23 protein-coding genes and 1 pseudogene are annotated in these 25,792 nt (G+C 75.9%); 11 read left to right on the top strand and 13 right to left on the bottom strand.

The window, feature by feature from the left end; translation table 11 throughout:
• Positions 1-2 precede the first annotated feature (2 nt).
• Positions 3-1,130, top strand: a complete 1,128-nt coding sequence (locus tag ACIA6B_RS29225; RefSeq protein ID WP_396778231.1) for a serine hydrolase domain-containing protein — start codon at positions 3-5, stop codon at positions 1,128-1,130.
• On the opposite strand, the gene ACIA6B_RS29220 is transcribed toward ACIA6B_RS29225, so the two are convergent.
• Positions 1,068-2,291, bottom strand: coding sequence for a lycopene cyclase family protein (locus ACIA6B_RS29220; RefSeq protein WP_396778229.1), 1,224 nt, complete (start codon positions 2,289-2,291; stop codon positions 1,068-1,070). The genes ACIA6B_RS29225 and ACIA6B_RS29220 overlap by 63 nt on opposite strands.
• A gap of 81 nt (positions 2,292-2,372) precedes the next feature.
• Here ACIA6B_RS29220 and ACIA6B_RS29215 point away from each other — a divergent pair, with 81 nt between their 5' ends.
• Both ACIA6B_RS29215 and ACIA6B_RS29210 read left to right on the top strand, forming a co-directional pair.
• The gene (locus ACIA6B_RS29215; RefSeq protein WP_396778227.1) at positions 2,373-3,431 is read left to right on the top strand and encodes a Gfo/Idh/MocA family oxidoreductase; all 1,059 of its coding nucleotides are present in this window, start codon (positions 2,373-2,375) and stop codon (positions 3,429-3,431) included.
• Between the two features lie 147 nt (positions 3,432-3,578).
• Complete coding sequence (locus tag ACIA6B_RS29210; RefSeq protein ID WP_396778225.1) at positions 3,579-4,760, top strand: aromatic acid exporter family protein; 1,182 nt, start codon at positions 3,579-3,581, stop codon at positions 4,758-4,760.
• 44 nt (positions 4,761-4,804) lie between these two features.
• Here the strand turns inward: ACIA6B_RS29210 and ACIA6B_RS29205 are convergent, their stop codons facing one another.
• The 4 genes from ACIA6B_RS29205 to ACIA6B_RS29190 all read right to left on the bottom strand — a co-directional run bounded on the left by ACIA6B_RS29205 (position 4,805) and on the right by ACIA6B_RS29190 (position 7,593).
• Positions 4,805-5,350, bottom strand: coding sequence for a hypothetical protein (locus ACIA6B_RS29205; protein WP_396778223.1), 546 nt, complete (start codon positions 5,348-5,350; stop codon positions 4,805-4,807).
• A gap of 88 nt (positions 5,351-5,438) precedes the next feature.
• Entirely contained in the window at positions 5,439-6,575 is a 1,137-nt protein-coding gene (locus tag ACIA6B_RS29200) for an RNA polymerase sigma factor (RefSeq protein ID WP_396778256.1), read from the bottom strand.
• 8 nt (positions 6,576-6,583) lie between these two features.
• Complete coding sequence (locus ACIA6B_RS29195) at positions 6,584-6,994, bottom strand: YciI family protein (protein ID WP_396778254.1); 411 nt, start codon at positions 6,992-6,994, stop codon at positions 6,584-6,586.
• A gap of 182 nt (positions 6,995-7,176) precedes the next feature.
• Positions 7,177-7,593 carry a DUF6069 family protein gene (locus ACIA6B_RS29190; protein ID WP_396778221.1) on the bottom strand — a complete coding sequence of 139 codons (417 nt, stop codon included), beginning with the start codon at positions 7,591-7,593 and terminating at the stop codon, positions 7,177-7,179.
• Positions 7,594-7,764: 171 nt separating this feature from the next.
• Between ACIA6B_RS29190 and ACIA6B_RS29185 the strand changes: the two genes are divergently transcribed.
• The 5 genes from ACIA6B_RS29185 to ACIA6B_RS29165 all read left to right on the top strand — a co-directional run bounded on the left by ACIA6B_RS29185 (position 7,765) and on the right by ACIA6B_RS29165 (position 12,288).
• Positions 7,765-8,871, top strand: coding sequence for a sensor histidine kinase (locus ACIA6B_RS29185; RefSeq protein ID WP_396778219.1), 1,107 nt, complete (start codon positions 7,765-7,767; stop codon positions 8,869-8,871).
• A gap of 115 nt (positions 8,872-8,986) precedes the next feature.
• Positions 8,987-9,649, top strand: coding sequence for a response regulator transcription factor (locus ACIA6B_RS29180; protein ID WP_281941436.1), 663 nt, complete (start codon positions 8,987-8,989; stop codon positions 9,647-9,649).
• A gap of 254 nt (positions 9,650-9,903) precedes the next feature.
• Positions 9,904-10,389 (top strand): hypothetical protein, encoded by a 486-nt coding sequence (locus ACIA6B_RS29175; protein ID WP_396778217.1) that lies wholly within the window; start codon positions 9,904-9,906, stop codon positions 10,387-10,389.
• Between the two features lie 75 nt (positions 10,390-10,464).
• Complete coding sequence (locus ACIA6B_RS29170) at positions 10,465-11,115, top strand: class F sortase (RefSeq protein WP_396778253.1); 651 nt, start codon at positions 10,465-10,467, stop codon at positions 11,113-11,115.
• Between the two features lie 75 nt (positions 11,116-11,190).
• Positions 11,191-12,288 carry a magnesium and cobalt transport protein CorA gene (locus ACIA6B_RS29165; protein ID WP_396778215.1) on the top strand — a complete coding sequence of 366 codons (1,098 nt, stop codon included), beginning with the start codon at positions 11,191-11,193 and terminating at the stop codon, positions 12,286-12,288.
• 10 nt (positions 12,289-12,298) lie between these two features.
• On the opposite strand, the gene ACIA6B_RS29160 is transcribed toward ACIA6B_RS29165, so the two are convergent.
• Positions 12,299-12,994 (bottom strand): TetR/AcrR family transcriptional regulator, encoded by a 696-nt coding sequence (locus ACIA6B_RS29160; protein WP_396778213.1) that lies wholly within the window; start codon positions 12,992-12,994, stop codon positions 12,299-12,301.
• Positions 12,995-13,067: 73 nt separating this feature from the next.
• Between ACIA6B_RS29160 and ACIA6B_RS29155 the strand changes: the two genes are divergently transcribed.
• Positions 13,068-13,298 carry a hypothetical protein gene (locus tag ACIA6B_RS29155; RefSeq protein WP_396778211.1) on the top strand — a complete coding sequence of 77 codons (231 nt, stop codon included), beginning with the start codon at positions 13,068-13,070 and terminating at the stop codon, positions 13,296-13,298.
• Between the two features lie 91 nt (positions 13,299-13,389).
• Here ACIA6B_RS29155 and ACIA6B_RS29150 read toward each other — a convergent pair whose 3' ends face one another.
• On the bottom strand, positions 13,390-14,445 hold the full coding sequence (locus tag ACIA6B_RS29150) for a phosphotransferase family protein (protein WP_396778209.1): 1,056 nt from the start codon (positions 14,443-14,445) through the stop codon (positions 13,390-13,392).
• A 168-nt stretch (positions 14,446-14,613) separates the two neighbouring features.
• Between ACIA6B_RS29150 and ACIA6B_RS29145 the strand changes: the two genes are divergently transcribed.
• Positions 14,614-15,003: a YchJ family protein gene (locus ACIA6B_RS29145; protein WP_396778207.1), complete on the top strand. Its 390-nt coding sequence runs from the start codon at positions 14,614-14,616 to the stop codon at positions 15,001-15,003.
• Between the two features lie 83 nt (positions 15,004-15,086).
• Here ACIA6B_RS29145 and ACIA6B_RS29140 read toward each other — a convergent pair whose 3' ends face one another.
• The 6 genes and pseudogenes from ACIA6B_RS29140 to ACIA6B_RS29115 all read right to left on the bottom strand — a co-directional run bounded on the left by ACIA6B_RS29140 (position 15,087) and on the right by ACIA6B_RS29115 (position 24,469).
• Positions 15,087-16,949 (bottom strand): transketolase, encoded by a 1,863-nt coding sequence (locus tag ACIA6B_RS29140; protein ID WP_396778205.1) that lies wholly within the window; start codon positions 16,947-16,949, stop codon positions 15,087-15,089.
• 56 nt (positions 16,950-17,005) lie between these two features.
• On the bottom strand, positions 17,006-18,316 hold the full coding sequence (locus ACIA6B_RS29135) for an MFS transporter (RefSeq protein WP_396778203.1): 1,311 nt from the start codon (positions 18,314-18,316) through the stop codon (positions 17,006-17,008).
• A gap of 508 nt (positions 18,317-18,824) precedes the next feature.
• A pseudogene (locus ACIA6B_RS29130) lies at positions 18,825-19,619 on the bottom strand (hypothetical protein); the annotation flags it as partial.
• Positions 19,620-19,672: 53 nt separating this feature from the next.
• Positions 19,673-20,749 (bottom strand): hypothetical protein, encoded by a 1,077-nt coding sequence (locus ACIA6B_RS29125; RefSeq protein ID WP_396778202.1) that lies wholly within the window; start codon positions 20,747-20,749, stop codon positions 19,673-19,675.
• Positions 20,750-20,802: 53 nt separating this feature from the next.
• The gene (locus ACIA6B_RS29120) at positions 20,803-22,452 is read right to left on the bottom strand and encodes a serine/threonine-protein kinase (protein WP_396778200.1); all 1,650 of its coding nucleotides are present in this window, start codon (positions 22,450-22,452) and stop codon (positions 20,803-20,805) included.
• Positions 22,453-22,690: 238 nt separating this feature from the next.
• Positions 22,691-24,469, bottom strand: coding sequence for a hypothetical protein (locus ACIA6B_RS29115; RefSeq protein ID WP_396778198.1), 1,779 nt, complete (start codon positions 24,467-24,469; stop codon positions 22,691-22,693).
• A gap of 154 nt (positions 24,470-24,623) precedes the next feature.
• On the opposite strand from ACIA6B_RS29115, the gene ACIA6B_RS29110 reads away from it, so the two are divergent.
• Entirely contained in the window at positions 24,624-25,757 is a 1,134-nt protein-coding gene (locus ACIA6B_RS29110) for an N-acetylmuramoyl-L-alanine amidase (RefSeq protein WP_396778197.1), read from the top strand.
• Positions 25,758-25,792: the final 35 nt, after the last annotated feature.

The raw sequence follows: 25,792 nt of genomic DNA, 5'->3' as shown, positions 1-25,792 counted from the left end.
TCGTGGACAGTCGCTGGGACGGCCTGCGGGCCGAGGTGCGCACCGCGCTCGACGACCTCGTCACCTCCGGGCGGGAGGCCGGCGTGCAGGTGGCCGCGTACCTCGACGGGGCGCCGATCGTCGAGGAGCAGGCCGGCCTCGCCGACACCGCCACCGGCCGGCCGATGACCGCCGACACGCCCGTGCACGCGGTCTCCACCGGCAAGGGCCTCACCGCCACGGTGGTGCACGTGCTGGCCGAGCAGGGCCGGCTCGACGAGGACCTGCCCCTGGCCCGGGTGTGGCCGGAGTTCGCCCGGCACGGCAAGGACAGCATCACGCTGCGGCACGTGCTCACCCACACCGCCGGCCTGCCCGCGCTGCCCGCCGACGTCACCCCCGCCGACTTCACCGACTGGTCCCGGATGTGCGACCTGCTCGCCGACGCGACACCCCTGTGGGCCCCCGGGGAGCGGCTGGCGTACCACGCGTGGACGTGGGGCTGGCTGCTCGGCGAGGTGGTCCGCCGGGTCACCGGCAGACCGGTCTCCCAGGTGCTCGCCGAGGAGGTGGCCGGGCCGCTCGGCGTGACCCGGGAACTGTTCCTCGGCGTGCCCGACGCGGAGCTGCCCCGGCTGGCCCGGCTGGAGGACGCCGGCCTGGCCGCGCTGATGACCTGGGCCGGCGCGCACCTGCCGCACTTCGACGCGGTGGCCCCGCCCGCGGTCCGCCCGGACACCACGACCGGCAGCGACCCCGACGTGCTGCGCGCCGACGTGCCCTCGGTCGGCACCATGAGCGCCCGCGCGGTCGCCCGCATGTACGCGGCGCTGCTCGGCCCCGTCGACGGCGTCCGGCTGATCTCCCCCGCGCGGCTGCGCGCGGTGTCCGCGCCGGCCGTCCGCGCCCAGGAGTGGGTGTTCGGGCAGGAGAGCACGTTCGGGCTCGGCTACGCGGTCGACGACGACGGCTCGTTCGGCACCGCCGGCAGCGGCGGCAGCCTCGCGTTCGCGTACCCGGAACTGGGGTTGACCGTGGCGGCGGTCCGCAACCGCCTCGGCGCCGGCGACGGCGACCCGATGGAGCGGCTACGGGCGCTGGTGCGCGACCGGGTCGCCGAGACCCTGAGCGGGGCGCAGCCGGGCGCGTAGCCGCCCGGCGGCGTCGCCGAGCACCGCGCCGGTCATCGGCAGCAGCGGGCTGGACCGCATCACCGCCAGATCCTCGGCCGGCGTGGTCGCGCCGTCGAGGAACCGCAGCACCCGCTCCGGCGGGTTGCGGTCGAACAGCCGGTCGAAGAACTCCACCCCGGCCACGTGCCCCCGGTCCAGCGCACGCAACGCCACCGCGTCCATCCACCGGTGCCGCCCCGGGTACGCCGGCAGCGGCACCGGCGGCCGGCCCGCCGCCACCGCCCGGGCCACCTGGTCGGCCTGGCGCAGCATCGCCGAGAACGTGAACCCGGTGGACGGGCGCGTCGCCCCGCCGGCGGTGCCCAACCGCACCACCCGGCGGCTCGGCCGGACCACGAACGGGCCGTCCGTCATCGGGATCACCCCGTTCTCCACCTCCCGCACCCGCACCGCGCCCAGATCCAGCCCGAGCAGCCCGGCGTAGCCGCGCAGCGCCGCGTCGTAGCCGGCGTCGTCGAGCACCGCCGGCCCGAACTCGGTGTACTCGACGAGCGCGAACCGCTCGTCGACCGGCAACACGTACCCGAACGACACCCCGCGCGCCGGCTGCGGGGTGCGGAAGTCCATCAGCACCGCCCGCCCCGGATCGAACGTGGGCCGCTCCGCCGCCAACCACCAGCCCCGGAAGTGCTGCAACCAGCTCGTCCGCCCCGGCCGCGACGGCGGGCGCGGTCGGGAGTCCAGCACCCAACCGGCGCGCACCAACGCCCGCCCCGACGGGTCGCACACGGTGACCCGCCCCCCGTCGTCGCGCAGCTCCCCCGCCGGCGTGGCGACCCGGACCGCGTCCAGCCGCCGCTCCGCCTCGGCAGCCCGGTCGTAGACCGGGGCGGATCGGACCATGGCGTACCGCAGCGGGGCCAGCGGCAGGACGCGGCGGCCCGCCGCGGTGACCACCTCCACCCGCGACCAGCTCGCGCTCAACAGCGGGTCCAGGTCACCGCCCGGCGTGCCCCAGAACGCCCAGGTGCGGTCCTGGCCCCGCTTGCGGACCGGGTCGACCACCGCGACCCGCACGCCGGTCACCCCGTGCCGGTCCAGGGCGGCCAGGACCAGCGACGCGGCGCCGCCGCCGCCGACCAGCGCGAGGTCGACGTCGACCGGGGAGGATGCGGGCATCCGCCCACGCTGTCACACCGGCGGGCAGCGCCGTCGGGGACCCCGCCGCCCGGCGCCGCCGCGCCGCGTAGATTCGGCGGCATGACGCTGCGGGTGGGACTGCTCGGGTACGGCACGGCCGGACGGGTGTTCCACGCCCCGCTCATCGCCGCCACTCCCGGCCTGCGGCTGGACACGGTGGTGACCCGTGACCCGCAGCGCCGCGCGCAGGCCCAGGCCGACCACCCCGACGCCCGGGTCGTCGACGACGCGGACCACCTGTGGCGGGCCGCCGACCAGCTCGACCTGGTGGTGGTGGCCGCGCCGAACCGGCAGCACGTGCCGCTGGCCCGGGCAGCGGTGGCCGCCGGGCTACCGGTCGTGGTGGACAAGCCGCTCGCCCCGAACGGTGAACAGGGCCGGGCGCTGCTGGCCGACGCCGAAACCGCCGGCGTGCCGCTCACCGTGTTCCAGAACCGACGCTGGGACGGCGACTACCGCACCGTGTGCCGACTGGTCGAGGCCGGCGAGCTGGGCCGGGTCACCCGGTTCGAGTCACGCTTCGAACGGTGGCGGCCGACGATCAAGCCGGGCTGGCGGGAGAGCGGCGCGCCCGGCGACGCCGGCGGCGCGCTGTTCGACCTCGGCGCGCACCTCATCGACCAGGCGGTCCACCTGTTCGGGCCGGTGGCACACGTCTACGCCGAGGTGGACCGGCGGCGGCCCGGCGCCGAGGCGGACGACGACGCGTTCGTCGCGCTCACCCACGCCGGCGGCGTGCGCTCGCACCTCTGGACGGGCGCGGTCACCGCGCAGCCCGGCCCCCGCTTCCGGGTGCTCGGCGACCGGGCCGCCTACACGAGCTGGGGCCTGGACCCGCAGGAGGCGGCGCTGCGCGCCGGCCGGCGCCCCGACGAACCCGGCTGGGGCGAGGTCGACCCGCAACGGTACGGGCGGCTCGGCGCCGACGACGACCTGCGGGCCGTACCCACCGAACCGGGCCGCTACCCGGACTTCTACGCCCAGGTGGCGACCGCGCTGCGCGACGGCACACCGATGCCGGTCGACCCGGCCGACGCGGTCGCCGTGGTCGAACTGATCGAGCTGGCGCACGAGGCCGCCGCGCAGAACCTCACACTGCCGGTCCCCCCGCTGCGCTGACCACCCACCCCCGGCTCGATGAGGGCCGGGCCCCCACCTCGCACGTGGGCGTGCTCTCGTTACGCCGCGGGCCGGGCGGGGTACCTGCGGGCGACGACCGGGCCGGCCCGGTGAACCCGACCGGTGCGACCAAGGTGAGGTACGGACATGCGGAACTGGGTGCGGGCCGCCGCCGGGCGGGTACGCCGGGACTGGGTGTCGGTGGTCGAGGCGACCGTCGCCGCCACCGTCGCCTGGGTCCTCGCCTCCCGGGTGATCGGCCACCCCGATCCGTTCTTCGCCCCGTCCGCCGCGCTGGTGGTGCTCGGCGAGACCCGGGGCAAACGACTGCGGCAGACCGTCGAGATCCTGCTCGGGGTGGCCGCCGGCATCCTGGTGGCCGACGTCGTCGTGCAGGCCCTCGGCCCGACCACCACCACCGTGTTCCTGGTCCTGGGCTGCACCCTCGGCCTGATGGTGCTGCTCGGCGCGAGCACCACGCTGACCGTGCAGGCCGCCGTCTCGGCGCTGTACCTGGTCGTGGTGGCCGCGCCGAAGGGCAGTCTGATGCCGTTCCGGTTCGTCGACGCGCTGATCGGCGGCGCGGTGGCGATCGCGGCCAGCCAGTTGATCGTCGCCCGGGACCCGCTCGCGCCGCTGGTGGCCGAGGCCCGGCAGACCTTCGCCGACCTGGCCGACCTGCTCGACCGGATCAACGACGCGCTGCGCCGGTGCGACGAGGACGCCGCCCGCGCGACCCTGGAGCGGGCCCGCCAGGTGGACGACTGCGTGGACCGGCTGCGCGAGGCGGTGGCGGCCACCGGTGAGACGTTGCGACTACGGGTCCGCCGCCGCCGGCACATCGGCCAGGTCCGGGAGGTCGAGGCCACCACCCGGCAACTCGACTACGCCGCCCGCAACATCCGGGTGCTGGCCCGCGCCGGGGTGCACCTGACCCGGCTGCACACCGCCACCCCACCCGAACTGGCCCTGGCGATCAACGAACTCGCCGACGCGCTCCGCGCCGCCGGCGAGGCCATGGTGCACAGCCTGACCGGCGACGAGGACGCGACCGAGTGCGCCGAACGGGCCGACGCCGCCGCCCTGGAGGCGGTCCGGATCGCCGCGCAGTTGTTCGAGTCCCAACCGCCGCTGCCCCTCATCATGATCATCGGACAGATCCGGGCCACCGCCATCGACCTGCTGCGCGCGGTCGGCACCGACGACCCCGTCCTGGGCCGGATCGACGAGGCCCTCGGCCTGCCGGAGTCACCCACCGCGCCGGGTGCCGACGGCCCGCCGGCGTCTCGCGCCGATCCCGGGACCACGCCGACGACGATGGCGGCATGACGGCGGCGCGGGGCGCTGCCGGGCCGGCCGCGTCCCCGCTCAGCTCAGTCGGCCTCGTCCAGGGTGGGGATCGGCAGCGCGACCGGGTCACCGGGACCACCCGCCGGGGCCGAGTGCGGCGGCGCCGGCCGGTCCACCACCGGTCGCCGCGAGTACCGCCGCCCCTGGCCGGCCGGACCGTTGCGGCGCGACACCTCGACCGCCACCATCCGGACCGGCGCGGGCGGCGCGGTGAACCCGGACACGCCCCAGCGCAACCAGATCGGGACCCGCCCGGCGCCGGCCTCGGCCAGCAACTTCTCCACGGTCCGTCGACGGTCGGTGTGGTCGACCTCGACAACGACCGGCGGACCGTCCGGCCGGGCGCAGGCGACGTCGAGCACCGACTGCCGCCCGGACAGCGGCGGCGGCAACGGCACCACGCTCGCCGCCCGACGGTAGACCCGCCAACCCTCGCCGGTCGCCCACTCGGCCACGGCGTCGACCAACCGCGCGGTCACCTGGTCGGTGGTCAGATCCACGAAGGTCAGCCCGTCGAGTCGGTGCGCGAGGGACGCCGCCACCCGCTCGCCGTCCAGCCCCAGATCCATGCCCGCAGGCTAGCGTGCGTCCGACCCGCCGACCCCTGCGCAGCGCACCCCGCGAGAACCGGCCGCCGTCCACCCCGGAACGGCCGGGTCACCGCGTGTTGAGGCGGGCGGCCTGGCGGATCAGGTGGTCACGCTCGGCCAGATTGGTCGCCCGCCGAGCGGCCTCGGCGTAGCGGCGGGCCGCCGTCGACCGGTCACCGTCGCGTTCGTGCAGGTACGCGGCCACCGCCGCGTACCGGGGCAGCGTCTCGTCCAGCTCCGCGAGCGCGGCCAGCCCGGCCCGCGGACCGTCCGCCTCGCCGACGGCGACCGCGCGGTTGAGCCGTACCACCGGGCTGTCGGTCAGGCGCGCCAGCTCGTCGTACCATTCCACGATCTGCACCCAGTCGGTCTCCGCCGCGGTGGGCGCGTCGGCGTGCAGCGCCGCGACGGCGGCCTGGGCCTGGAACTCGCCCAGCCGGTCGCGGGCCAACGCCGCCTGGAGGATCCGCACCCCCTCGGCGATCAGGCCGGTGTCCCAGCGGCGGCGGTCCTGCGCGGCCAGCGGCACCAGACCGCCGTCGGGCGCGGTCCGGCTGGCCCGGCGGGCGTGGTGCAGCAGCATGAGGGCGAGCAGCCCGGCCACCTCGGGATGGTCGATGGCGGCGGCGAGCTGTCGGGTGAGCCGGACCGCCTCGGCCGCCAGGTCGACGTCGCCCGAATAGCCCTCGTTGAACACCAGGTAGAGCACGCGCAGCACGGTGGCGACATCACCCGGCTGGTCGAACCGGACGCCGGACACGGTGCGCTTCGCGCGGCTGATCCGCTGCGCCATGGTCGGCTCCGGCACCAGGTAGGCCCGGGCGATCTGCCGGGTGGTGAGCCCGCCGACCGCGCGCAGGGTGAGCGCCACCGCGGACGACGGGGTCAGCGACGGGTGCGCGCAGAGGAAGTAGAGCCGGAGCGTGTCGTCGACCCCGGGCACCGGGCCTGGCGGCGGTTCCTCGTCGACGGCGTCCTCGCGCCGACGCCGGGCGGCGTCGGCGCGGGCCGTGTCGAGGAACCGCCGCCAGGCCACGGTGACCAGCCACGCCTTCGGCTCGCGCGGCGGGTCCGCCGGCCAGACGCGCAGCGCTTCGACCAGGGCGTCCTGCACGGCGTCCTCGGCCGTCGCGAAGTCGGCTCCGCGGCGGACGAGGACGCCGAGGACGCCCGGGATGAGGCTGCGCGGCAGCACGTCGTCCATCGGTCGGGTCACTCCGTGATGGTGGGCGGCGCGGTCAGGAACGGGCGCAGCTCCAGCCACTCGCGGATCGGCTTGCCGCCCTGCCCCGGCGCGGCGGACAACTCCGCGGCCAGGGCGAGGGCGCGTTCGTGGCTGTCCACGTCGATCACCATCCAGCCGGCGATGAGGTCCTTCGTCTCGGCGAACGGACCGTCGGTGACCGGCGGTCGACCCTCGCCGTCGTAGCGCACGAACGTGCCCTCCGGGGCGAGCGCCTGCGAGTCGACGAACTCGCCGGTCTCCTCCAGGCGGGCCGCGAAGTCCTTCATGTACTGCACGTGCGCGGTCACCTCCTCCGGCGTCCACCGGTCCAGCAGCGGCATGTCGGTGACCGGGGTCGGGCCGCCGCGGTAGTGCTTCAGCAGCAGGTACTTCGCCATGGTGGTCTCCTCGGTGCAGGTGCGGCCCATTCTGGCCGCGTTCACCCCGGGGACGGAGCCGGTCGCCGGTTCTCGACATCGGGGTCGGAAAACTTTCCGCACCCTCCGTAGAGCGTCCTAGGATCCTGGATTGACGGTCGGGTCGGGGTCGCCCACCCCCGTGCCGGCGACCCCGACCCGACTCAGCCGGCGGCCGTCCGTCGCAGCCCGGGCACCAGCACGGCACCGGCCACCAGGTGCAGCAGCACCAGCGTCACCGTCGCCGGCCCGCCCGCTCCCCCGCCCAGCGGACCGAGCAGGGACAGCAGCAGCACCAGCGCCGCGACCGCGGTCCAGACGGTCCGGGCCCGCCCGGTGAAGCGCTCCAGCAGGGCCAGCAACGCCCAACCGGCCAGGCCGGCGAGCAGCGTGCTGACCCCGACGGCGAACGGCGTGACGCGCTGCTCGCCGGCACCGCTGCGCGCCACCAGCGCCACCCCGGCCAGCGGCACCGCGACGACCCAGCCCAGCAGCGTGGCGACGGTGGCGGCGAGCACGGTGAGCAGCCGGTCACGGCGACGGGCCGGACGGAAGCCGGCGTTCGGGATCGTGGTCTCCATCAGTGCGTACCTTTCGGTCGGTTCTGCTGGCGGAAACGCTAGGTCCGGCCGGGCACCGCGCGGATCACGCCGGGGAGCGGTTCCCGTCTCCGTCCCGGGGCCCAGTGACCCGCCGTATCTCCGTCTCCCGGCCGATGAACGGCGGTGGGTCGACGGCCTAGCATCCGGGGCATGAGGTGCCCGCACCGGTCCCGCTCCGTGCTGCTGCTGATCGACGGCGGCATCGCCGCCGTCGTGCTCGGCGTGTCGCTGCTCGTGCTGCTGACGTCGGACACCCGCCCGACCACGCCGGGCGGCACCGCCGTCGCGGTCGGCCTCGCCGCGTGGCAGGCCAGCTGTCTGCTGTGGATCCGCTACCGACCCGGGTACGCGCTCGCGATGGCCGCGGCGGCCGGCGTCGGCCTGGAGGCGCTCTGCCCGGCGCTGGGCTGGCTCGGGTTGGTGGCCGCGCCGCTGTCCTACGTGGCCCGGCTGCGCCCGCCCCGGTTCTCGCTCGTCGCGCTCGGCCTGCTGCTGGCGCCCACGCCGTGGAAACTCGTCACCGGTGGGTGGCGGGACCTGCTGCTCGCGGTGACGGCGCTCGGCCTTAGCTGGTCGGTCGGCGAGCTGATGCGCGCCCGGGAACAGCGGCGCTGCGAGTGGGAGCGACAGGTCCGCGCACGGGAGCGGGAGCGGATCTCCCGCGAGCTGCACGACGTGGTCGCCCACCACGTGGCGGTGATCGCCGTGCAGGCCGTCGCCGCCGAGGACGTCTTCGATGAACAGCCGGCGCAGGCGCGCGCCGCGCTCGGGTCCATCCACGCGGCGGCCCGGTCCGCGCTCACCGAGCTGCGCGCCATGCTGCACGCGTTGACCGCCGACGACGGGACCGACCCGAACGGGCCGCAGCCCGGGCTGGCCCAACTCGACGCGCTGGTCGAGGCCGTGCGGGCGGTGGGGCTGCCGGTGACGCTGCGCCGGGAGGGCGACTGCGGGAAGCTGCCCGGCGGGGTGCAGCTCTCGGCGTACCGGATCGTGCAGGAGTCGCTCACCAACGCGCTGCGGCACGGGCACGCCACCCAGGCCGACGTCGACGTCCGGTACGACGACGGGGTGCTGCGGCTCGAGGTGGTCAACGACGGCTCGACGCCGGCCCGCCGGCCCGGGACGACCGGTGGGCGCGGCATCGTCGGCATGCGGGAACGGGCCCGGCTGCTCGGCGGCACCCTCGACGCCGGCCCGCTGCCGACCGGCGGTTTCCGGGTGCACGCGCGCCTGCCGGTCGGCGCGGCCCGATGAGCGCGAGGAGCGAGCCGGGGTGGCGAGCCCCGCAGCCGCGAACGAGCGAGGCCCCGCGAGCGCGAGGAGCGTGCCGGGCCGGCGAGCCCCGCAGCCGCGCACGGAAGGAGATCCGGTGACCGTGCGCGTGGTGGTCGTGGACGACCAGGAGCTGATCCGCGCCGGGCTGCGTACGGTGCTCGACGCGCGGGCCGACCTGACCGTGGTCGGCGAGGCCGCGGACGGCGTGGAGGCGGTGGCGGTGGCCACCCGGACCCGGCCCGACGTGGTGCTGATGGACGTGCGGATGCCCCGGCGGGACGGTATCGCCGCCACCCGGGAGCTGGTGGCCGCCGGCAGCCCGGCCCGGATCGTCATGCTCACCACGTTCGACGTCGACGAGCACGTCTACGCCGCGCTGCGCGCCGGGGCGAGCGCCTTCCTGCTCAAGGACACCCGCCCGGCGGACCTGGCCGAGGCGGTACGGGTGGTGGCCCGGGGCGAGGCGCTGCTGGCGCCGACGGTGACCCGGCGGCTGCTGGACCGGTTCGCCGACCGGCTGCCCGGTCCGGCGCCCACCGCCGAGCGGGCCCTCGCCGCGTTGACCGCCCGCGAGGTGGAGGTGCTCACGCTGACCGCCCGTGCGCTGTCCAACGCCGAGATAGCCGAGCGGCTGCATGTGAGCACCGCGACCGTGAAGACCCATGTCTCCGCGATCCTCACCAAACTTGGCCTGCGGGACCGGATCCAGGCGGTGGTTCTCGCGTACGACGTCGGGCTGGTCCGGCCGGCCGGCTGAGCCGTGCCGGGCGCGGCGGCGCTCACCCCCGCGCGGCGCGGCTCGGCGTTTTGTCCGTCGCGGCGCCGCGTGGGCCGGCATGTCCGCCGTCCGGTGGCGGGAGGGGGGACACCGGACGGCAACGAAGATTTCTCAATTACCCCCAGTGACCGCCCCAACCCTCCTAGTGTTGGCCACACCGGTGCTCGTCACGGAGTTGGCCACCCGAACGACGTCCCACGCAGACAGCGGACGAAAAGTGAGGGAAGACGCGGATGAAGGCACAGTCAATTCTCGGATCGGCGGCGGTCGGCGTGGGTCTCGGCGCACTGCTGCTCCCGGCCGCCGCGCTGGCGGACACCAGAGTCTCACCCGCCACCACCCCGGTCGGCGGCACGGTGGTGCTCACCTCGACGTGCAACCCGAACGCCGGTGACGCGATCTTCCGGGTCACCGGGCCGGACCGGGATCAGAACGTCAGGTCCACCACGGCCGCGGCGGGCGGCGGACTGAGCGCGGAACTGTTCACCGCCGGGTTCACGCTCGGCACGTACACGGTGGCCACGACCTGCGGCGACGGCAGCGACGGCGGCAGCGCCACGTTCACCGTCACCCCGATCGGCGGCGCGCAGGCCGGCGCCGGCGGCCGGGACGGCGACACCGGAGTGCTGGTCGCGGGCGGCGCGCTGGCCGCCGGCGCGCTCGCCGGCGGGGCGTACGTCCTGGTCCGTCGCCGGCGCCGGGCGGGCGGCACCGCCTGAAGGCTCGTCGAGTGGGTCGCCCGCGCCGGTCCGTCCGGCGCGGGCCCCGCGTCCCCGCCGGACGGAGGTAGGACCCTGTCCCCAGCAGAGCGCCGGACGGGCGGGCCGTCGCGGGCCCGCACCGCCGCCGTCGTCACCGCCGTCACCCTGGCCGGGGCCACCGGCGTCGGGCTGCTCTCGGCCGGTCTCGGCAATACCTCGGCGTCGCCGCCCCAACCGGGCGCGTCCGCCGCACCGGCCACCGAGCGCCCCGGCTCGGCCGGTCCGGCACTCCCCCGCGCGGCACCGCTGCGGGTGGTCATCCCCCGCATCGGCGTCGACGCCGAGATCGTCGCGGTGGCCACCGACGACGACGGCGCGCTGGAGGTGCCGCCGCTGGAGCACCCGGAGGTCGCCGGCTGGTACCGGCCCGGGCCGGCGCCGGGGCAGGCCGGCAACGCGGTGCTGGTCGGCCACGTCGACTCCACCCGCGGGCCGGCGGTCTTCTTCGACCTCGGCCGGCTGCGTCCCGGCGACGCCGTCCGGGTGGTCCGGGCCGACGGCCGGACCGTGGCGTTCACCGTGGACGGTGTCGGCGCGTACCCCAAGGCGCGTTTCCCGACCGAGCGGGTGTACGGCGGCGGCGCGGCGGCCCGGCTGCGGCTGATCACCTGCGGTGGTCGGTTCGACCCGCGTACCGGCAGCTACCCCGACAACATCGTGGTCTTCGCCACCGCCGCCGGTTGACCCGGCCCGGCCCCCACCGCCACACCGCCGCACCGTACGGTAGGCCGTCGGTTTCCCGGCGGGCGGAGGTGTGCGGTGGACCGGATCCGGTGGCGGGAACGGCTGCCCGGCCTCGTCGGGCGCCTGCTCGGACGCGACCGTCAGGTGGCCGGGAAGCGTCCACGTCGGACCAACCCGGACGCGGTGGTCGACTGCGCGGTCTACGTCGCCGGGCGCCGGGAGCCGGGCCGGCCGCACTACGCCGACGCGTACGCCCGGGCCCGCCACGGCCGCCGCGCGTTCGTCTGGCTCGGGTTGCACGAGCCGGGCGCGGCGGTGATGGCCGCGGTCGGCCGGACGTTCGGTCTCGACGAGGCGGCGGTGGAGCAGGCGCTCACCGACGGGCACCGGCCCACCGTGCGACGCCTCGGCGACGTGACGCTGCTGGTGCTGCGCAGCGCCGGGTACGTCGAGCACGGTGAGCTGACCGCCACCTCGGAGGTGGTCGACACCGGGGACGTGCTGGTGTTCCTCGGCGACCGCTTCGCGCTGACCGTCCGGCACGGCGCCACCGGCGCGCTCGCCCCGGTACGCGAGGCGGTGCAGCGCCGCCCCGACGTGCTGGCCCAGGGGCCGTGGGCGGTGGCGTACGCGGTCTGCGCCCGGATGGTCGAGCTGTACGGGGAGGTCGCCGAGCACCTGGAACGTGATCTGGAACGGGTCGAGGAGAGCGTCTTCGCCCGCGAGCACGGCGCCGACATCCAGCACCTCTACCAGCTCAAACGGGAGGTGGTCGAGTTCAAGCGGGCGGTGCTGCCGTTGGGCGCCCCGCTGCGCGCGCTGGTGGACCCGTCCGACGCCGGCCCGCCGACCGCGCTGCGGTCCCGGTTCGCCGCGGTGGCCGACGACCTGACCCGGGTGGTCGAGCGGATCGGCGCCTACGACGAGTTGCTCACCTCGCTGGTCCAGTCCCGGCTGGCGCAGCTCGCGGTGGAACAGAACGACGACATGCGCAGGATCGCGTCGTGGGCGGCGATCGCCGCCTCGCAGACCGCGGTGGCCGGCGTGTACGGGATGAACTTCGCACACATGCCGGAGCTGCACTGGCGGTACGGCTACGGTGGCGCGCTGCTGCTCATGGCGACGTTGGCGGTGACGCTGCACCGGTTGTTCCGCCGCTCCGGCTGGCTCTGACCGGCCGTGTTCACCGCGGTTCGGGCGACGTGCCGGGCCCGACCGCGGCCCGGAGCAGGCCGGTGAGGCCCTCCTCGAACAGCAGGTCGTCGCTCCACCGGCCCTCGTCGAGGTGACCGGAGGCGGTCAGCGTCGGATAGGCATCGGCGCTCGCCGCCACGTGGGCGCGGGCGGCGGCCCGCGCGTCGGGGTGCGCGGTCCGGCGCCAGGTGGCCTCGGTCAGCGACGCGCCGATGACGTAGTTGGCCAGCATCCGGGTGACCACCGCGAGCTGACGGCCGTGGCAACCGCCGCGCACCAGCGTGGCCTGGAGAAACTCGGTGCGGGCCAGCACGTTGGGGCCGAGCATCGGCCGACCGACCAGCCCCGGCGCCCAGGGGTGGTCGAGCATCGCGGCGCGCCACGCGCGGACGAGAGCCCGGACGTCGTCCCGCCAGTCGTCGCCGACCGGCGGGATCGGCACCTCGCCGAAGATCCGGTCGACGGCCAGGTCCAGAACGTCGTCCCGGGTCCGCACGTGCCAGTAGAGCGCCGTGGGTGTCACGTCGAGGCGCTCGGCGAGGCGGCGCATCGTCAGCCCATCGACGTCGTGCCGGTCCAGCAGGGAGACCGCCGCGTCCACGATGTGCTCCCGGGTCAACGGCGGTCGGCGGCGCGCCCGGGTCGACTCCGTCCGGAGCCACACCGGCGGCTGGGTGGCGGTCACGACGCCATCATAAACGGTGGACAGCCAACTTAACGACGGTAAGTTGGCTGAACACCGACCGGGGAGGTCCGCTATGCCTCTGCTGCGCGTCCAGCTCGACACCGACCCGACCACCGCCCGCCGGGTGCTGCTCCTGCACCGCCAGGGCAAGGCCCATCACGAGTCGCGGGAGGCGGCCCGACAGCAGGTGTGGCGGCAGGGCCGCACCCCCGCCGGCGAGCCGGTCTTCGTCGGCGTCACCAACGGCCGCCGTCACCTGCGGTTGCTCTACGACGTCGAGGTCCATGTCGACACGGTCCCGTGAGCGGCAGCCGGGCGGGTGGCCGCGTCCATGCCCCGCCGGCCGGCGGTCAACCGGCCGGCGGTGGACGAGCCCGGGCTCCGCCGGCCGCCGGTCAGCCGGGCGGCCCGGACAGGTCGGCCAGCTCGGCGTCGAGCAGCTCGGCCAGCCGAGCCACCCGGCCCGGGTCCGACGCGGCGGTGATGCCACGGCTGGGCATCTCCACGGTCATCAACAGATAGAGGTGCAGCCGGTAGAGGCCGAGCCGCCGCCGCACCGCCGCGTCGAACGGGAACGGCGCCACCGCCCGGTACGCCCGCACCAGCGGATCGTCCGGCTCGTCCTCGGCGCGGCGGAACAGCAGCGGCGAGACCAGGTCCAGCAGCGGATCGCCCCACAGGTACCGTTCCCCGTCGACCAGGCCGCTGAGTCGGGGCGTGCCGTCCGGGCCCTCGACCGCCAGCACGTTGCCCGCCCAGCCGTCCACGTGCAGCAGCGCCGGACGGCGGACCGCGTCGAGGACTGCCGCGTGCCGGGCGACCGACGCCCGGATCCGGGACGCGGGCAGCGGCACCGCCCAGTCCGTCGCGTCGGCGAGCAGGTCGTCCACCATCGCGAGGTACGCGCCCCGCCAGGTGGGGCCGGCGGCCCGCCCACCGTCGTAGCCGTACCGTCCGCCGGCTCCGTGCCGCCCGCCGACGTGCCGTCCGTCGGCTCCGTGCCGCCCGTCGGGCACGGCGTGCAGGGCGGCCAGGGCGCGGCCGAACTCCGCCCGCAGCGGGGCGACGTCCGCGCCGGCCCGGGTCAGGTCCCACAGGGTACGGCCGGGCAGGCGCGCCGTGAGCAGCCAGTCGCCCAGCTCGGGATGGCGTCCGTGGTGCAGCAGCGGCGGCACCGGCACGGTCGGCGCGCGGTCGGCCACCAGCCGCAGGTAGCGCGCCTCCGCCCCGATCATGTCGCGCTCGTAGCGCAGCAGTGGCACGCCCGGCGGTGGGCCGACCTTGAGCACCACCTCACGCCCGTCGGTGAGGCGTACCCACCAGACCGCGGCGAACCCGCCGCCGGTCAGCGGACCGCAGGCCGCGACCTCGCCGGCCGGCCCGAGCGAGGCGGCCAGGTAGTGCCGGACCTGCTCCGGGTCGAGGTCGCGCCGGGTCGGACTGCCACTCATGGTGCCTCGGACCCTAGTCCGCCGCTCCAGTGCCCGCTGCCCCCGCCGGCCGGCGGGAAAGGAGGGCCCTCGGTTAACGCGTCCGGTAGAGAAAGGCGCCCCGCTTGACATGCCGGCGATGAGCGGGCCCCTCCTCGCACCCTGTCGGCGGCGGGTGAGAATCGGGGCATGGCGAAACGGAACGCCGCCTGCCCGTGCGGGTCGGGCCGGCCGTACGAGGACTGCTGCGCCCCGGTACACCGGGGTGTCGCTACGGCGGCCACCGCCGAGGCGTTGATGCGCTCCCGGTTCAGCGCGTTCGCGCTCGGTGACGCCGACTACCTGCGGCACAGTTGGCACTCCGGCACCCGGCCCGACCGGCTGGAGCTGGACCCGGGCACCCGGTGGACCCGGCTGGAGGTGGTGGAGACCGGGCAGGGCGGCCTGTTCGACAGCACCGGCACGGTGCGGTTCCGGGCCCACTACCGGGAGGGTGGCCGACCCGGCGTGCTGACCGAGCACAGCCGCTTCGCCCGGGAGGACGGCCGATGGGTCTACGTCGACGCGCTGCCCGGATGACGATGCCCGGCGCGCTGGCCCACACGTGTTGAGCGGGGCCCCTGTTATGCAGAATGCGTTAACAGGGGGCCCCTCCCTACACCTCAGGCGAGGGCGCGGGCGGCGGCGACGACGGCGTGCACGCCGATGCCGGCGCGGTCGAGCTGCTGGGTCGGGGTGCCGGAGCCGGGCAGCCCGCGTACCGCGAGGTGCTGGACGCGCACCGGGTCGGCCCGGTCCGCCAACGCCTCCAGCACGGCCGACCCGAGGCCGCCTTCCGGGTAGTGGTCCTCGACCACGACGAGCCGGCCGCCGGTGTCCCGCGCGGTCTCGAACAGGCGTTCCCGGTCGACCGGCTTGATCGAGTAGAGGTCGACCACCCGGGCGTCGATCCCCTCCCGGGTCAGCTCGTCGGCGGCGGCCAGACAGACGTGCACGGTGACGCCGGTGCCGAGCAGCGCCACGTCGGCGCCGGCGCGGACCACCCGGCTGCCGCCGATCGGGAACGCCTCGCCGTCGTCGTAGAGCACCGGGTACGCGCCGCGGGTGGTGCGCAGGTAGCTGACGCCCGGCCGGTCCGGCAACTGGGCGACGAGCGCCGCGCAGGAGACCGCGTCGGACGGGCACAGCACCGTGGAGCCGGGGACCGCGCGCAGCGCGGCGATGTCCTCCAGCCCCATCTGGGAGGGCCCGTCCGGGCCGATCTCCACCCCGGCGTGCGAGCCGACCAGGGCGATGTCGGCGCGGGAGACGCCGGCCATCCGGATGAAGTCGTAGGCGCGGGACCAGAACGCGGCGAACGTGGCCGCGAACGGCCGCCGACCGCGGACCGCCAGGCCCACGGCGGCGGCGACGAGCTGCTGCTCGGCGATGAACATCTGGAAGAACCGGTCGGGGTACGCGTCGGCGAAGCGCTCGGCCCGGGTGGAGTCGGCAACCTCGCCGTCGAGCGCGACCACATCCGGCCGGGCGGCGCCGAGCGCGCGCAGCGCGTCCCCGTACGCGTCCCGGGTGGCGACCTTCGCGCCGCGGGCGTAACGGGGCAGGTCGGGTTGACCGGGCGCGGCCCCGGTGGCGCGCGGCGCGGCGGGCGGGCGGGGCCCGGTGACCCGGATCCGGGTCGGCCCGCCGAGCGCCCGCACCGCCCGGTCGGCCAGCTCGGGGTCGAACGCCCTGCCGTGCCAGGACGGGTCGTCCTCGACCTCGGGCACGCCCTTGCCCTTGACGGTGCGGGCCAGCACCACGGTCGGGCCGGTGGCGTCGCGGGCCTGCCGGTACGCGTCGTCGACCGCGCCGAGGTCGTGGCCGTCGACGACGATCGCCCGGCAGCCGAACGCCTCGACCCGCCGACGGTAGGTGTCCAGGTCCCACTCCAGTTCGGTCGGGCCGCGCTGGCCGAACCGGTTGACGTCGACGATCGCGGTGAGGTTGCGCAGGCCGTAGTGACCGGCCTTGTCCAGCGCCTCCCAGACCGAGCCCTCGGCCGTCTCGCTGTCGCCGCAGAGCACCCAGACGTGGGCGGTCGACCGGTCGAGGTACTGGGCGGCGAGCGCCACGCCCACCCCGACCGGCAGGCCCTGACCGAGCGAGCCGGTGGCGACGTCCACCCAGGGCAGGACCGGGGTGGGGTGGCCCTGGAGACGCGAGCCGGCGCGGCGGTACGTCTCCAGCAGCTCCTGCTCGCTGATCGCTCCGACGGCCCGGAACACCGCGTACAGCAGCGGCGAGGCGTGGCCCTTGGAGAAGATCAGGTGGTCGTTGCCGGGGTTGCCCGGGTAGGACCAGTCGTAGCGCAGGTGCCGGGCGACCAGCACGGCGAGCAGGTCGGCGGCGGAGAGGCTGGAGGTGGGGTGGCCGGAGCCGGCCATGGTGCTGCACCGGATCGCGTCCACCCGTAGCTGGGCCGCCAGCTCCGCCAGCCCGCTGAGGTCCTCGTCGCGCAGCGTGCGCTCTGCTTCCAGGGTCACCGCAATCGTCTCCCGCGGTCGGTCGGGTCCGCCACTCACCGTAGTGGCGAATGCGGCTATTGTTCCTTTTTCCGGCGAGTCACCCCCCGTCCGGTGAGCAACCGGAACGCCACCACCAGGTACGGCAGCACGGCCACCGCGAACGCGACCGGGTTGCCGAACACACCGGCGAGCAGGCCGTACCCGGCGTAGCAGGCGACGGTGGTCAGGTCGGTGGCCATGCCGGCCAGCGAGGTGACGGTGGCCCGGGCGTCGCCGGTGATCCGCGCCTGCAACCGCGCGTCGGCGAGCACGGTGGCGAGCTGGAACGCGGCGAACGCGACCGCCAGCAGCAGGAACCCGGCCGGGTGGCGCAGCAACGCCCCGGCCGCCGTCGCCACCGCCGCGACCACCAGCAGGCCGGCGTACCCGCGGTGCGACAGCCGCTCGCCCAGCGGGGCGAGCAGCCCGCCCACGCTCATCCCGCCCCACAGCAGCAGGAGCAGCAGCGGCACGGCCGCCTCGGTGACGCCGGTGTCGCGGGCCAGCAGCCCGGTGTACTCGTCGAGTCCGCCCCAGATCGCCGCCACGGCGGCGACCAGCAGCACGGCGGCGCGGACCGCGCGGTCGGCCCGTACCTCGGCCAGCCCGCCGCGCAGGCTCTCCCGCCAGCCGGGCTCGTCGTCGGCCGCGTCCTCGGCCGGGTCGACGCCGGGGGCGGTCTCCCCCGGGGCGACGCCGGCGACGGTCTCGACCGGGCCGGCGGTGGCCGGCACCGGTCGGTCGGCCGCCGGGGCGGTGACCGGCGTCCGGCGCTCCGGCAGGCGCGCCGCGACGGCGGCGGCGAGCAGGCAGGTCAGCACGCTTGCCGCGCCGACCGCGAGGTAGCCGCCGAGCGCGAACACCGGGCCGGCGAGCACTCCGGAGCCGACCGCGCCGAGCACCTCGGCGGTGCGGGCGCGACCGATCAGGCGGGCGTACCGGTCGGCCGCGTCGAGGCGGTCCAGCTCGGTGAAGACCAGCGCCTCCAACGCGCCGGAGCGCAGCGCGCCGCCCGCGCCCCAGAGCAGGAAGCCGACGGCGAACGCCGGGTACGACGGCAGCAGCACCCAGAGCGCGAAGCCGACGGCGGTGAGCAGCGGCGCCAGGCAGAGCAGCAGCCGCCGCGACAGCGCGTCGGCCCACGCGCCGGACGGGATCTCCAGCAGGATGCCGGCGGCCGACCAGAGGACGAACAGCGAGGAGATCTGCCCGACCGACAGCCCGGTGTCGGCGAACAGCAGGACGTAGAGCGGGTACAGCAGGACGAGGTCGGTGAGGAACGCGTAGCCGTAGAGCGTCGCCGCCAGTCGGCGGGTCGCGGGTACGCGGGCAGGAGCGACGAGCATGGGGCCTTCCCACGGGACGTGACGGACACCGGTCGGAGTGCACGGTGTCCGCGGCGGCCCGCGGCCTCGTCGGTCAGGAAGGGATCACCATCGCCAGGTCATGCCGACGATCCTAACCGGACTCCGCGTTCGACGAACACGCGGAGCTGCGCCCACCCTCGACGGCCGGCGTCGGGGCCGAGCACAGCCATCCGGGCGGAACACGCGCCGGGGCGGGACCCGCATCGGATCCCGCCCCGGTCGTGCGCTCGGCTCAGCGGCGGAACCTGTCCACGTCGGCCGGCGGGATGACCATCGTCGCCTCGCTGTCCGCCGCCTGCTCGGCGGTCGGCTGGCGCGGCGCGGCCGGCGGGGTACGCCCGGCGTCACCGAGCGGCGGGATCACCTGGGTGGCGTCCTCGGCGCCCGGGCCCGGCACCGGCTGGGTCGGCTCGGCGGCACCCGCGTACGCCGGCACCGGCTGGGTCGGCTCGGCGTCCCGGGACACCGGCTGGGTGGGGTCCGCCTCGGCGTCCCCGGCCACCGGCTGGGTCAGCTCGGCCTCGCGGTACGGGTCGGTCGTGGCGAGCCGGGCCTCGACGTCACGCCGGCCGGCCTGGTAGGCGCGGGCGTGCGTGGCGATGGTCCGGGACTCCTCCTCGGCCCGGGTCAACCAGCTCTCCCAGCGGCTCTGCATCGGCCGGACCAGACCGCCGCCGACGCCCACCACCAGGATGCCGCCGACGGTGGCGAGCACCGCGATCAGCACCGGCGTGGTCACCGCGGTGGCGACGCCGATCTGGTTGAGCGCGGCGATCACCCCGAGGCCGAGGATGAACACCGAGGCGAGGTTGGCCAGCACCCGGCCGTAGGAGAGGCCACCGAGCGCGCTGGAGATGATGTCCTTCACCGCGCGGGCGATGGCCGCGGCCACCACCACGATGACGATCGCGACGAACGCCCGCGGCAGCCAGGCGACCACCATGGCGATCAGGTCGGAGATGGGGTTGGGCCCCCAGATGCCGAACGCGAGCTGGAGCGTGACCAGCAGCACCGCGTAGTAGGCCAGCTTGGCGACGATGTCGCTGGCGTCGTACTTCGAGCGGGCCAGCGCGGTCTTGATGCCGCCGCGCTCGACCGCCCGGTCGAAGTGCACCCGCTCCAGGACCTTGTCCACCAGCTTCAGCACCGCCTTGGCGATCAGCCAGCCGGCGACCAGGATCGCGACGAACGCGACCGCCTTGGGCAGGAAGAGCATCACCGAACGGAACGCGTCGCCCACCGCGTCACCGAAGTTGTCTTTCATCGAAGGGCCTCCACGCATGGGGTCAGATTCATCCCGGGTGGGCCTACCCTGGGCGGCGCGCGGGGAAACGCTCAGCCGCCGGGGCAGCGGTAGCTGACCCGGGTGCCGGCCTGCACCGGCGTCGGTTCGACGATGTTGACGGTGGCGGTCCCGGTCGTGGCGCCGACGCCGCCGAACGTCCACCTGAGGGTGAGCGTCGCGGTCCGCTGGCCGCTGCCGACCCGTTCGGCGAGCAGCGCGCCGGGCGGCGCGTCGGAACGGAACCACTGGTAGCGGATCGTGCCGGCGCGCCCGTTGGTGCGTACCGTGGCGACGACGTCGACGGTCACGTCGCAGGCCACCCCGGCCGGTCGGGGCACCGCCACCGCGACCTGTTCGATCTCCAGCGGTCGCAGCCGCTGCCACAGGTAGAGCCCGACGGTGACCAGCAACGCGGCGGTGAGCAGCGTGGACAGCACCGAGACGACGCGGCGCCAGACCGGGCGCGGCGGGCGGCCCGGCGGCGCGGTCGGCCAGGCCGGGGCCGGCGGCGTCGCCGGCACGCCCGGCCCGAAGCGCAGTTCGCCGCCGGGCGGGGGCGCCGGAACGCCGCTCACCGCCCGCGCGTCCACAGTCGTCTCCCGGTACGCCTCGGCGGTCGCCCCCGCCGTCGGCCCGGCCGGTCCGGTGGCCGTCGGGAGGTACCCGGCGGTCGGCTGCCCACCGGCCGACCCCGGCTCGGTCCGGTGCCCGGTCGACTCGCCGCCACCGGCGGTGCCGCCGCCGAAGTACACGGTCGGTGCCGCGCCGCCGGGGGTGCCGCTGCCGAAGTGCACGGTCGACTCCCCGCCACCGGCGGTGCCGCTACCGAGGTACACGGTCGACTCCCCGTCCGCCGGCCCGGACGCGGCGGGGCCGGCGAGGTGCGCCGTCGCGTCGGCTGCCGCGGGCGGGCGGGCTAGGTGCGCCGTCGCGTCGGCTGCCGCGGGCGGGCGAGCGGGGCGCGCGGTCTGCTGCCGGGCGGAGTCGACGCTCAGCGGCGTGGTGACGTCCGCGTCGACCGGCGGCCGGGGCGGGACGAGGTGGACGGTGGGCTCGTCCCGGGCCGGGCCGTCGGCGGGCAGGGCGCGGGCGGGCAGCGCCTCGGTGGGCTCCTCCGGCCGGGTCACGCCGGCCGTCCCCGGTCCGGGCCACGGTGCGGGGCAGCGGGCACGTCGTCCTCCTAGCCGGGGGTGCAGTAGTCGTAGAGCGTCACGTACACCGGGGACGCCGAGGTGGCCGCGTTGCCGGCGGCGTCGACGGCGGTGACCTCGATCGGGATGCGGGTGCTCTGCTTCGGCGCGGCCAGCGGGCCGAGCGTGCCGGTGAACACGCCGCGTCCGGCGGCGGCCATCCGGACCGTGCCGGTGGCGCCGCCGAGCAGGTAGCGGAACGTGACCGTCAGGGCGGCCGGGCCGCTGCGGTCGTCGGTGACGATGACCGTGACGGTGCTGCTCTGCACACCGTACGGGCAGCCCTTCGGTTCGAGCTGGCCCGGGTCGACGGTCACCCCGCCGACGGCCGGCGCGGTGACGTCCGGCGGGGGCGGCGGCGCGGTGCGGCGCGACGGGGTGGGGGACGGCGCGCTGGTGCGTACCGGTGGCCGGGTCGGCGACCGCGTGCCGTCGGGGGTGGCGGACGGCGTGCCCGTCGGCGGAGCGGGCGGGACGGACGGCGTGGGCGACGCGGTGGCGGTGGTGTCCGGCGCCGCGGTGTCCGTCGGGTCCGGCCCGGCCGGGCCGGTGGGGCCGGCGCCGGCCGGCGACGGGTCGGCGGGCGCCTCGGCGGCCGGGGTCTCGCGGGCGGCGTAGCTGTAGCCGGCGCCACCGACAAGCACAGCGGCGACCACGGCGCCGGTCGCCAGCAGGACACGCTTGCGTCCCCGCCGGAACAGGCGGCCCCGGCCGGTGGTGGCGCCGAGCGCGGTGCTGGCCACCGCGGTGGCGCCCTCCGCCCGGTCGGGGAACGGCCACAGCGCGGCCAGCAGGGCGGCCCGCCGGGCCAGCTCGCGCAGCCCGCGCTCCTCCCAGTCGGGCCCGTACCCGGTGCCGGCCACCCGGTCCAGCAGCTCCAGGAAGACCGCGGCCGGTTGCGGCCGGTCGTCGGGGCGCTTGGCCATGCCGTGGCGGAGCAGCTCGTGCACCGGCGCGGGCGCCGGGTCGGTGGGGATTGGCGCGCTGGCGTGCTGGTCGCGCAGGGAGAGCAGGCCGGGTCCCTGGTACGGGGGTCGCCCGGTGAGGCACTCGAAGAACGTGGCGGTGGCGGCGTAGATGTCGCAGGCCGGGCTGGCCGGAGCGCCGGTCCACTGCTCCGGCGCCATGTAGCGGGGTGTGCCGGAGACCGTGGTGTCGCTACCCCGACCGATCGGCATGGCGATCCCGAAGTCGGCGAGCTTGCTCAGCCCGGCCCCGGAGACGAGCACGTTCTCCGGCTTGTAGTCGCGGTGCACGACGCCGTGGGCGTGGGCGGCGGCGAGCCCGGCGAGCGAGCCCTTCAGCACGCAGAGCGCGGCCTCGGGCGTGGTCGGGCCGTGCGCGCGCAGCATCTGCCGCAACGACACGCCGTCGACCAGTTCCATCACGATGGCCGCGCCGTGCGGGGACTCGACGTACTCGTAGAGCCGGCTGACGTGCGGGTCGTCGACCTCGCCGAGCAGCCGGGCCTCGTCGCGGAAGGCGGCCCGGAACGAGGAGTCGGCGCCGAGATCGCGGACCAGGTACTTGATCGCGACCGGGGTGCCGGTGCTGTCGTGGGTGGCCAGCACGACGCTGCCGGACGCCCCGGAGCCGAGCGTGCGAACCGGCGTGTAGCCGGACAGCTGCCAGCCGCTCATGCGACCCACTCCACGGCGTCCCAGGGGCGGATGTCGGTGGCCGCCTCGCTGGTCATTCTGGTCGCGCCGGGGCTGCCGGCCATCGGCGCAACGGATACTTCCGCTCGCCGGACGGCGGCCCCGGACCCTGCCCCGGGCGACGGATGGTCGGTAACGGACACACCGCCAGTGCTAGCAGACACCGGCAAGTGTCCGCCCGTCGGTCGCTCCCGGTCAGCGGCGCGACCCGGCGGGGTGCTCAGAAGCGGCGGGTCGGGGGGACGCCGCCGGGTGGGGGTCGGCGCAGCAGCCAGACCGGGTTGCTCGCCGCGACGACGCCGCCCTCCCGGTCGCGGACCTGGGTGCGCAGGTACACGCCGGCGCCCACCCGCACCGGCAGGTCGTGCCAACCCTGGCGGAGCTGACGCCACGACACCTGTCCGGTCCGGATCGCGGGTGTCGGATCCGTGCCGCCGGCGGAGTCGACGTCGCCGGTGACCACCTCCAGGGTGGCCCCGGCCGGCAGGTCGGTGGCGCGCACCCGCACCGTCGCGGTGTCGTCGGCGACGGTGGACAACGCGCCCATGGCGCTGCGACCGCCCAGCTCCAGGTCCAGCGCGCCCCGGTAGGCGGCCAGGTCGGCGAACCACGCCTGCCCGGCGCGCAGCGCCGCGACCAGGTCGTCCCGCCGGGTGGAGCCGGCCCAGACGGAGGTGATCCACCGGTCCCGCCCGGCCCGCCAGTCGGTGCCGTCGTGGTCGTCGGTGACGCCGACGGCGGTCAGCGGGATCGCGTTGCGGGCCGCCACGTCGTACGCCCAGAGGTGGTCCTCGACCGGCGTTCGTCCGATCTCGATCAGGTCGACGCCGAGCCCGCGCCGCGCCACCAGCAGCCGGGCCAGTGAGTCGCGCCGCTCCACGTCCAGCGGGTGGTTCCAGCAGACCACGCCGCCGTGGGCGTGCAGGAACTCCACCATGCGTTCGGTCGCGTCGACGTCGTTGTCCCGCACCGGCGGGGACGGGAAGCGGGGCAGGGTGCCGTCGCCGCCGAACCAGTTGAGGTGCCGCACCATCGACACCTCGTACGCCCGGTGGTGGGTCACCTCCGGGTACGCCCCGGCGTAGCCGCGCAGCACCTCGGCGCGCAGCTCCTCGCCGGCCTGCCCGGCGCGGCGGGCCCGGTCGAAGACCAGCCGGTCGACCAGGTACGCGCCCCGCGCGCCGCCGGCGACGGTGACGCCGAGTCGCAGCCCGCGCAGCGAGTTGTCGCCGGCCACCAGGTCGGGCCAGAGCCGCCGGACGTCGGCGAGCAGGTCGAACGTGTGCCGCCGCCAGACGCCGGCCGGGGCGGGCCGGTCGACGGTGCCGTGCCGGCCGTCGACGGTGTGCCGGGCCGCGCCGGTGCCGCCGAGCCGGTAGCGCAGCACCAACTGGCCGGCGGGCCGGCCGGGCCCGGCCGGATGGTGGGACAACGCGATCTCGACGGTCAGCGTGGCGTCCGGCCCGGTCGACTCGGGTCGTACGTCGAGGTGGAGGGTGGTGTCGGCGATGTTCCCGGTGTGCGTCCAGTTCCACGCCTTGCCGGCGTACCAGTGGGCGCCGGCGCCGGCGGCGGTGAGGCGCAACGCCCGGCCGGGTCCGTCGTCGGCGTCCGGAACGGCGACGAAGTCGGCGGACGAGTCGGTGAGCCGCCCCTCGGTGGCCGGGCGCCAGGTCCAGGCGAGCCCGCCCTCCGGCTCCTCCGGCCCGTCGAAGTGGACGACGCGGCGGTGGTCGTGCGCGGCCACCCGGAAGTCGTGGTCGGTCCACCAGAGCACGTCGACGGCGTTGCGGCGGGCCTGGTCGAGGTGGGCGGCGTAGCTGGCGACACCCTCGCTGAACGAGGCGTGCAGGTGCATGGCCATGCTGACCGGCCGGCGTCCGGTCGCGACCGGGCGTCCTCGGTCGCGGCCGAGCGCCAGCCCCACCGGGACGCCGACCCCGGCGACCACCAACCCGCCCGCGGCGGCGAGCACCCCACGCCGATCCAGTCCCCGCACACGCCCTCCCCGACCCCGCCCGCGCCCCAGCGTAGAGGTGATGGCATTTGTCCTCTGGCGCGGCGCGGCGTGGTGGCAATATTCTTCGACTCGCGCGCTTACGTTGGAGTTCCTTTACATCGCCCGGCGTCGGTCGGGTCATCGAGGAGATGCCATGCACTTCGACCACCCCGAGCTGGACCGCCGTACGCTGCTGCGGGCCGGCCTCGGCGCCGCCGCGGTCGCGGTCGTCGGGAGCGAACTCGCGTTTCCGGCCGCCGCGCAGGCCGCGCCGGGCGCGGACCTCGACTGGATCATCAGCTGTGACGAGTGGGCCGCCCGCCCGCCGGCCGACCCGCTGTCGGTCAGCGCGATCCCGACCAACAAGATCATCGTGCACCACATGGCGTTCCCGAACGTCACCGACTACTCCGAGGACCACGCCAAGCAGCTCGCCCGCGACTGCCAGGACCTGCACATGGACGGCAACGGCTGGTCGGACACCGGGCAGCACTTCACGGTGAGCCGGGGCGGTCACGTCCTGGAGGGACGCCACGGCAGCCTGGAGCGGTTGCAGGCCGGCGACCGGCAGATGATCGCCGCGCACTGCCCGGGTGAGAACGGCCGCGCGATCGGCATCGAGAACGAGGGCACCTACGTCACCGAGACGCCGCCCGAGGAGCTGCTCGACGGCCTGGTCCGGCTCTGCACCGCGATCTGCCGGCAGTACGGGCTGCACGCGCACGACATCTTCGGCCACTGGGACTTCCGGGCCACCCAGTGCCCGGGCGCGATGTTCTACCGGGAGTTCCCCCGGCTGCGCCGCGAGGTCTTCCGCAAGCTCGGCACCAGCCTGGGTGACGTGCCGGCGCGCCGCTGGCCGGACATCTGGCGCTTCGTCGGCGGCCCGGTCGTCCAGGTCGCGCAGTACCTGCTCACGTTCCGCGGCTACGCCGTGCCGGTCACCGGCGTGTTCGACGCCGCCACCGTGGCGGCGGTGCAGGACTGGCAGGCCCGCAACGGCATCGCGGTCGACGTGGACGCCACGCTCACGGCGCCGACCTGGGAGACGCTCGCCCCGGAGCTGGACCAGCACGACACCGGCGTTCCGGTGGTCGCGGCGCAGTTCATGCTCGCCTCCAAGGGCTACGCGGAGGTGCTCCCGACCGGCGAGTACGACCACGTGACCCGGACCGCGGTGAAGGACCTGCAACGCCTGCACGGGCTGCCGCCCACCGGCAAGCTCAGCACCAGCACCTGGTGCGCGCTGGTGGGGGGTGTGGTGCGCCAGTCGTTCCACAAGGGCTGACGGTCGCACCGGCGGGGAGCACGGTGGGGGGTGGC

It is taken from the genome of Micromonospora sp. NPDC051141, from assembly GCF_044455765.1.
Taxonomy (GTDB): Bacteria; Actinomycetota; Actinomycetes; order Mycobacteriales; family Micromonosporaceae; genus Micromonospora.
Note: the sequence above shows the minus strand (reverse complement) of the source record. Positions and strands in the feature narration are given on the sequence as shown.

Coding starts and splice junctions, on each gene's coding strand:
- ACIA6B_RS29220 (WP_396778229.1), bottom strand. CDS start 2,291: ATGCCCGCATCCTCCCCGGTCGACGTCGACCTCGCGCTGGTCGGCGGC.
- ACIA6B_RS29215 (WP_396778227.1), top strand. CDS start 2,373: ATGACGCTGCGGGTGGGACTGCTCGGGTACGGCACGGCCGGACGGGTG.
- ACIA6B_RS29210 (WP_396778225.1), top strand. CDS start 3,579: ATGCGGAACTGGGTGCGGGCCGCCGCCGGGCGGGTACGCCGGGACTGG.
- ACIA6B_RS29205 (WP_396778223.1), bottom strand. CDS start 5,350: ATGGATCTGGGGCTGGACGGCGAGCGGGTGGCGGCGTCCCTCGCGCAC.
- ACIA6B_RS29200 (WP_396778256.1), bottom strand. CDS start 6,575: ATGGACGACGTGCTGCCGCGCAGCCTCATCCCGGGCGTCCTCGGCGTC.
- ACIA6B_RS29195 (WP_396778254.1), bottom strand. CDS start 6,994: ATGGCGAAGTACCTGCTGCTGAAGCACTACCGCGGCGGCCCGACCCCG.
- ACIA6B_RS29190 (WP_396778221.1), bottom strand. CDS start 7,593: ATGGAGACCACGATCCCGAACGCCGGCTTCCGTCCGGCCCGTCGCCGT.
- ACIA6B_RS29185 (WP_396778219.1), top strand. CDS start 7,765: ATGAGGTGCCCGCACCGGTCCCGCTCCGTGCTGCTGCTGATCGACGGC.
- ACIA6B_RS29175 (WP_396778217.1), top strand. CDS start 9,904: ATGAAGGCACAGTCAATTCTCGGATCGGCGGCGGTCGGCGTGGGTCTC.
- ACIA6B_RS29155 (WP_396778211.1), top strand. CDS start 13,068: ATGCCTCTGCTGCGCGTCCAGCTCGACACCGACCCGACCACCGCCCGC.
- ACIA6B_RS29150 (WP_396778209.1), bottom strand. CDS start 14,445: ATGAGTGGCAGTCCGACCCGGCGCGACCTCGACCCGGAGCAGGTCCGG.
- ACIA6B_RS29145 (WP_396778207.1), top strand. CDS start 14,614: ATGGCGAAACGGAACGCCGCCTGCCCGTGCGGGTCGGGCCGGCCGTAC.
- ACIA6B_RS29135 (WP_396778203.1), bottom strand. CDS start 18,316: ATGCTCGTCGCTCCTGCCCGCGTACCCGCGACCCGCCGACTGGCGGCG.
- ACIA6B_RS29120 (WP_396778200.1), bottom strand. CDS start 22,452: ATGAGCGGCTGGCAGCTGTCCGGCTACACGCCGGTTCGCACGCTCGGC.
- ACIA6B_RS29110 (WP_396778197.1), top strand. CDS start 24,624: ATGCACTTCGACCACCCCGAGCTGGACCGCCGTACGCTGCTGCGGGCC.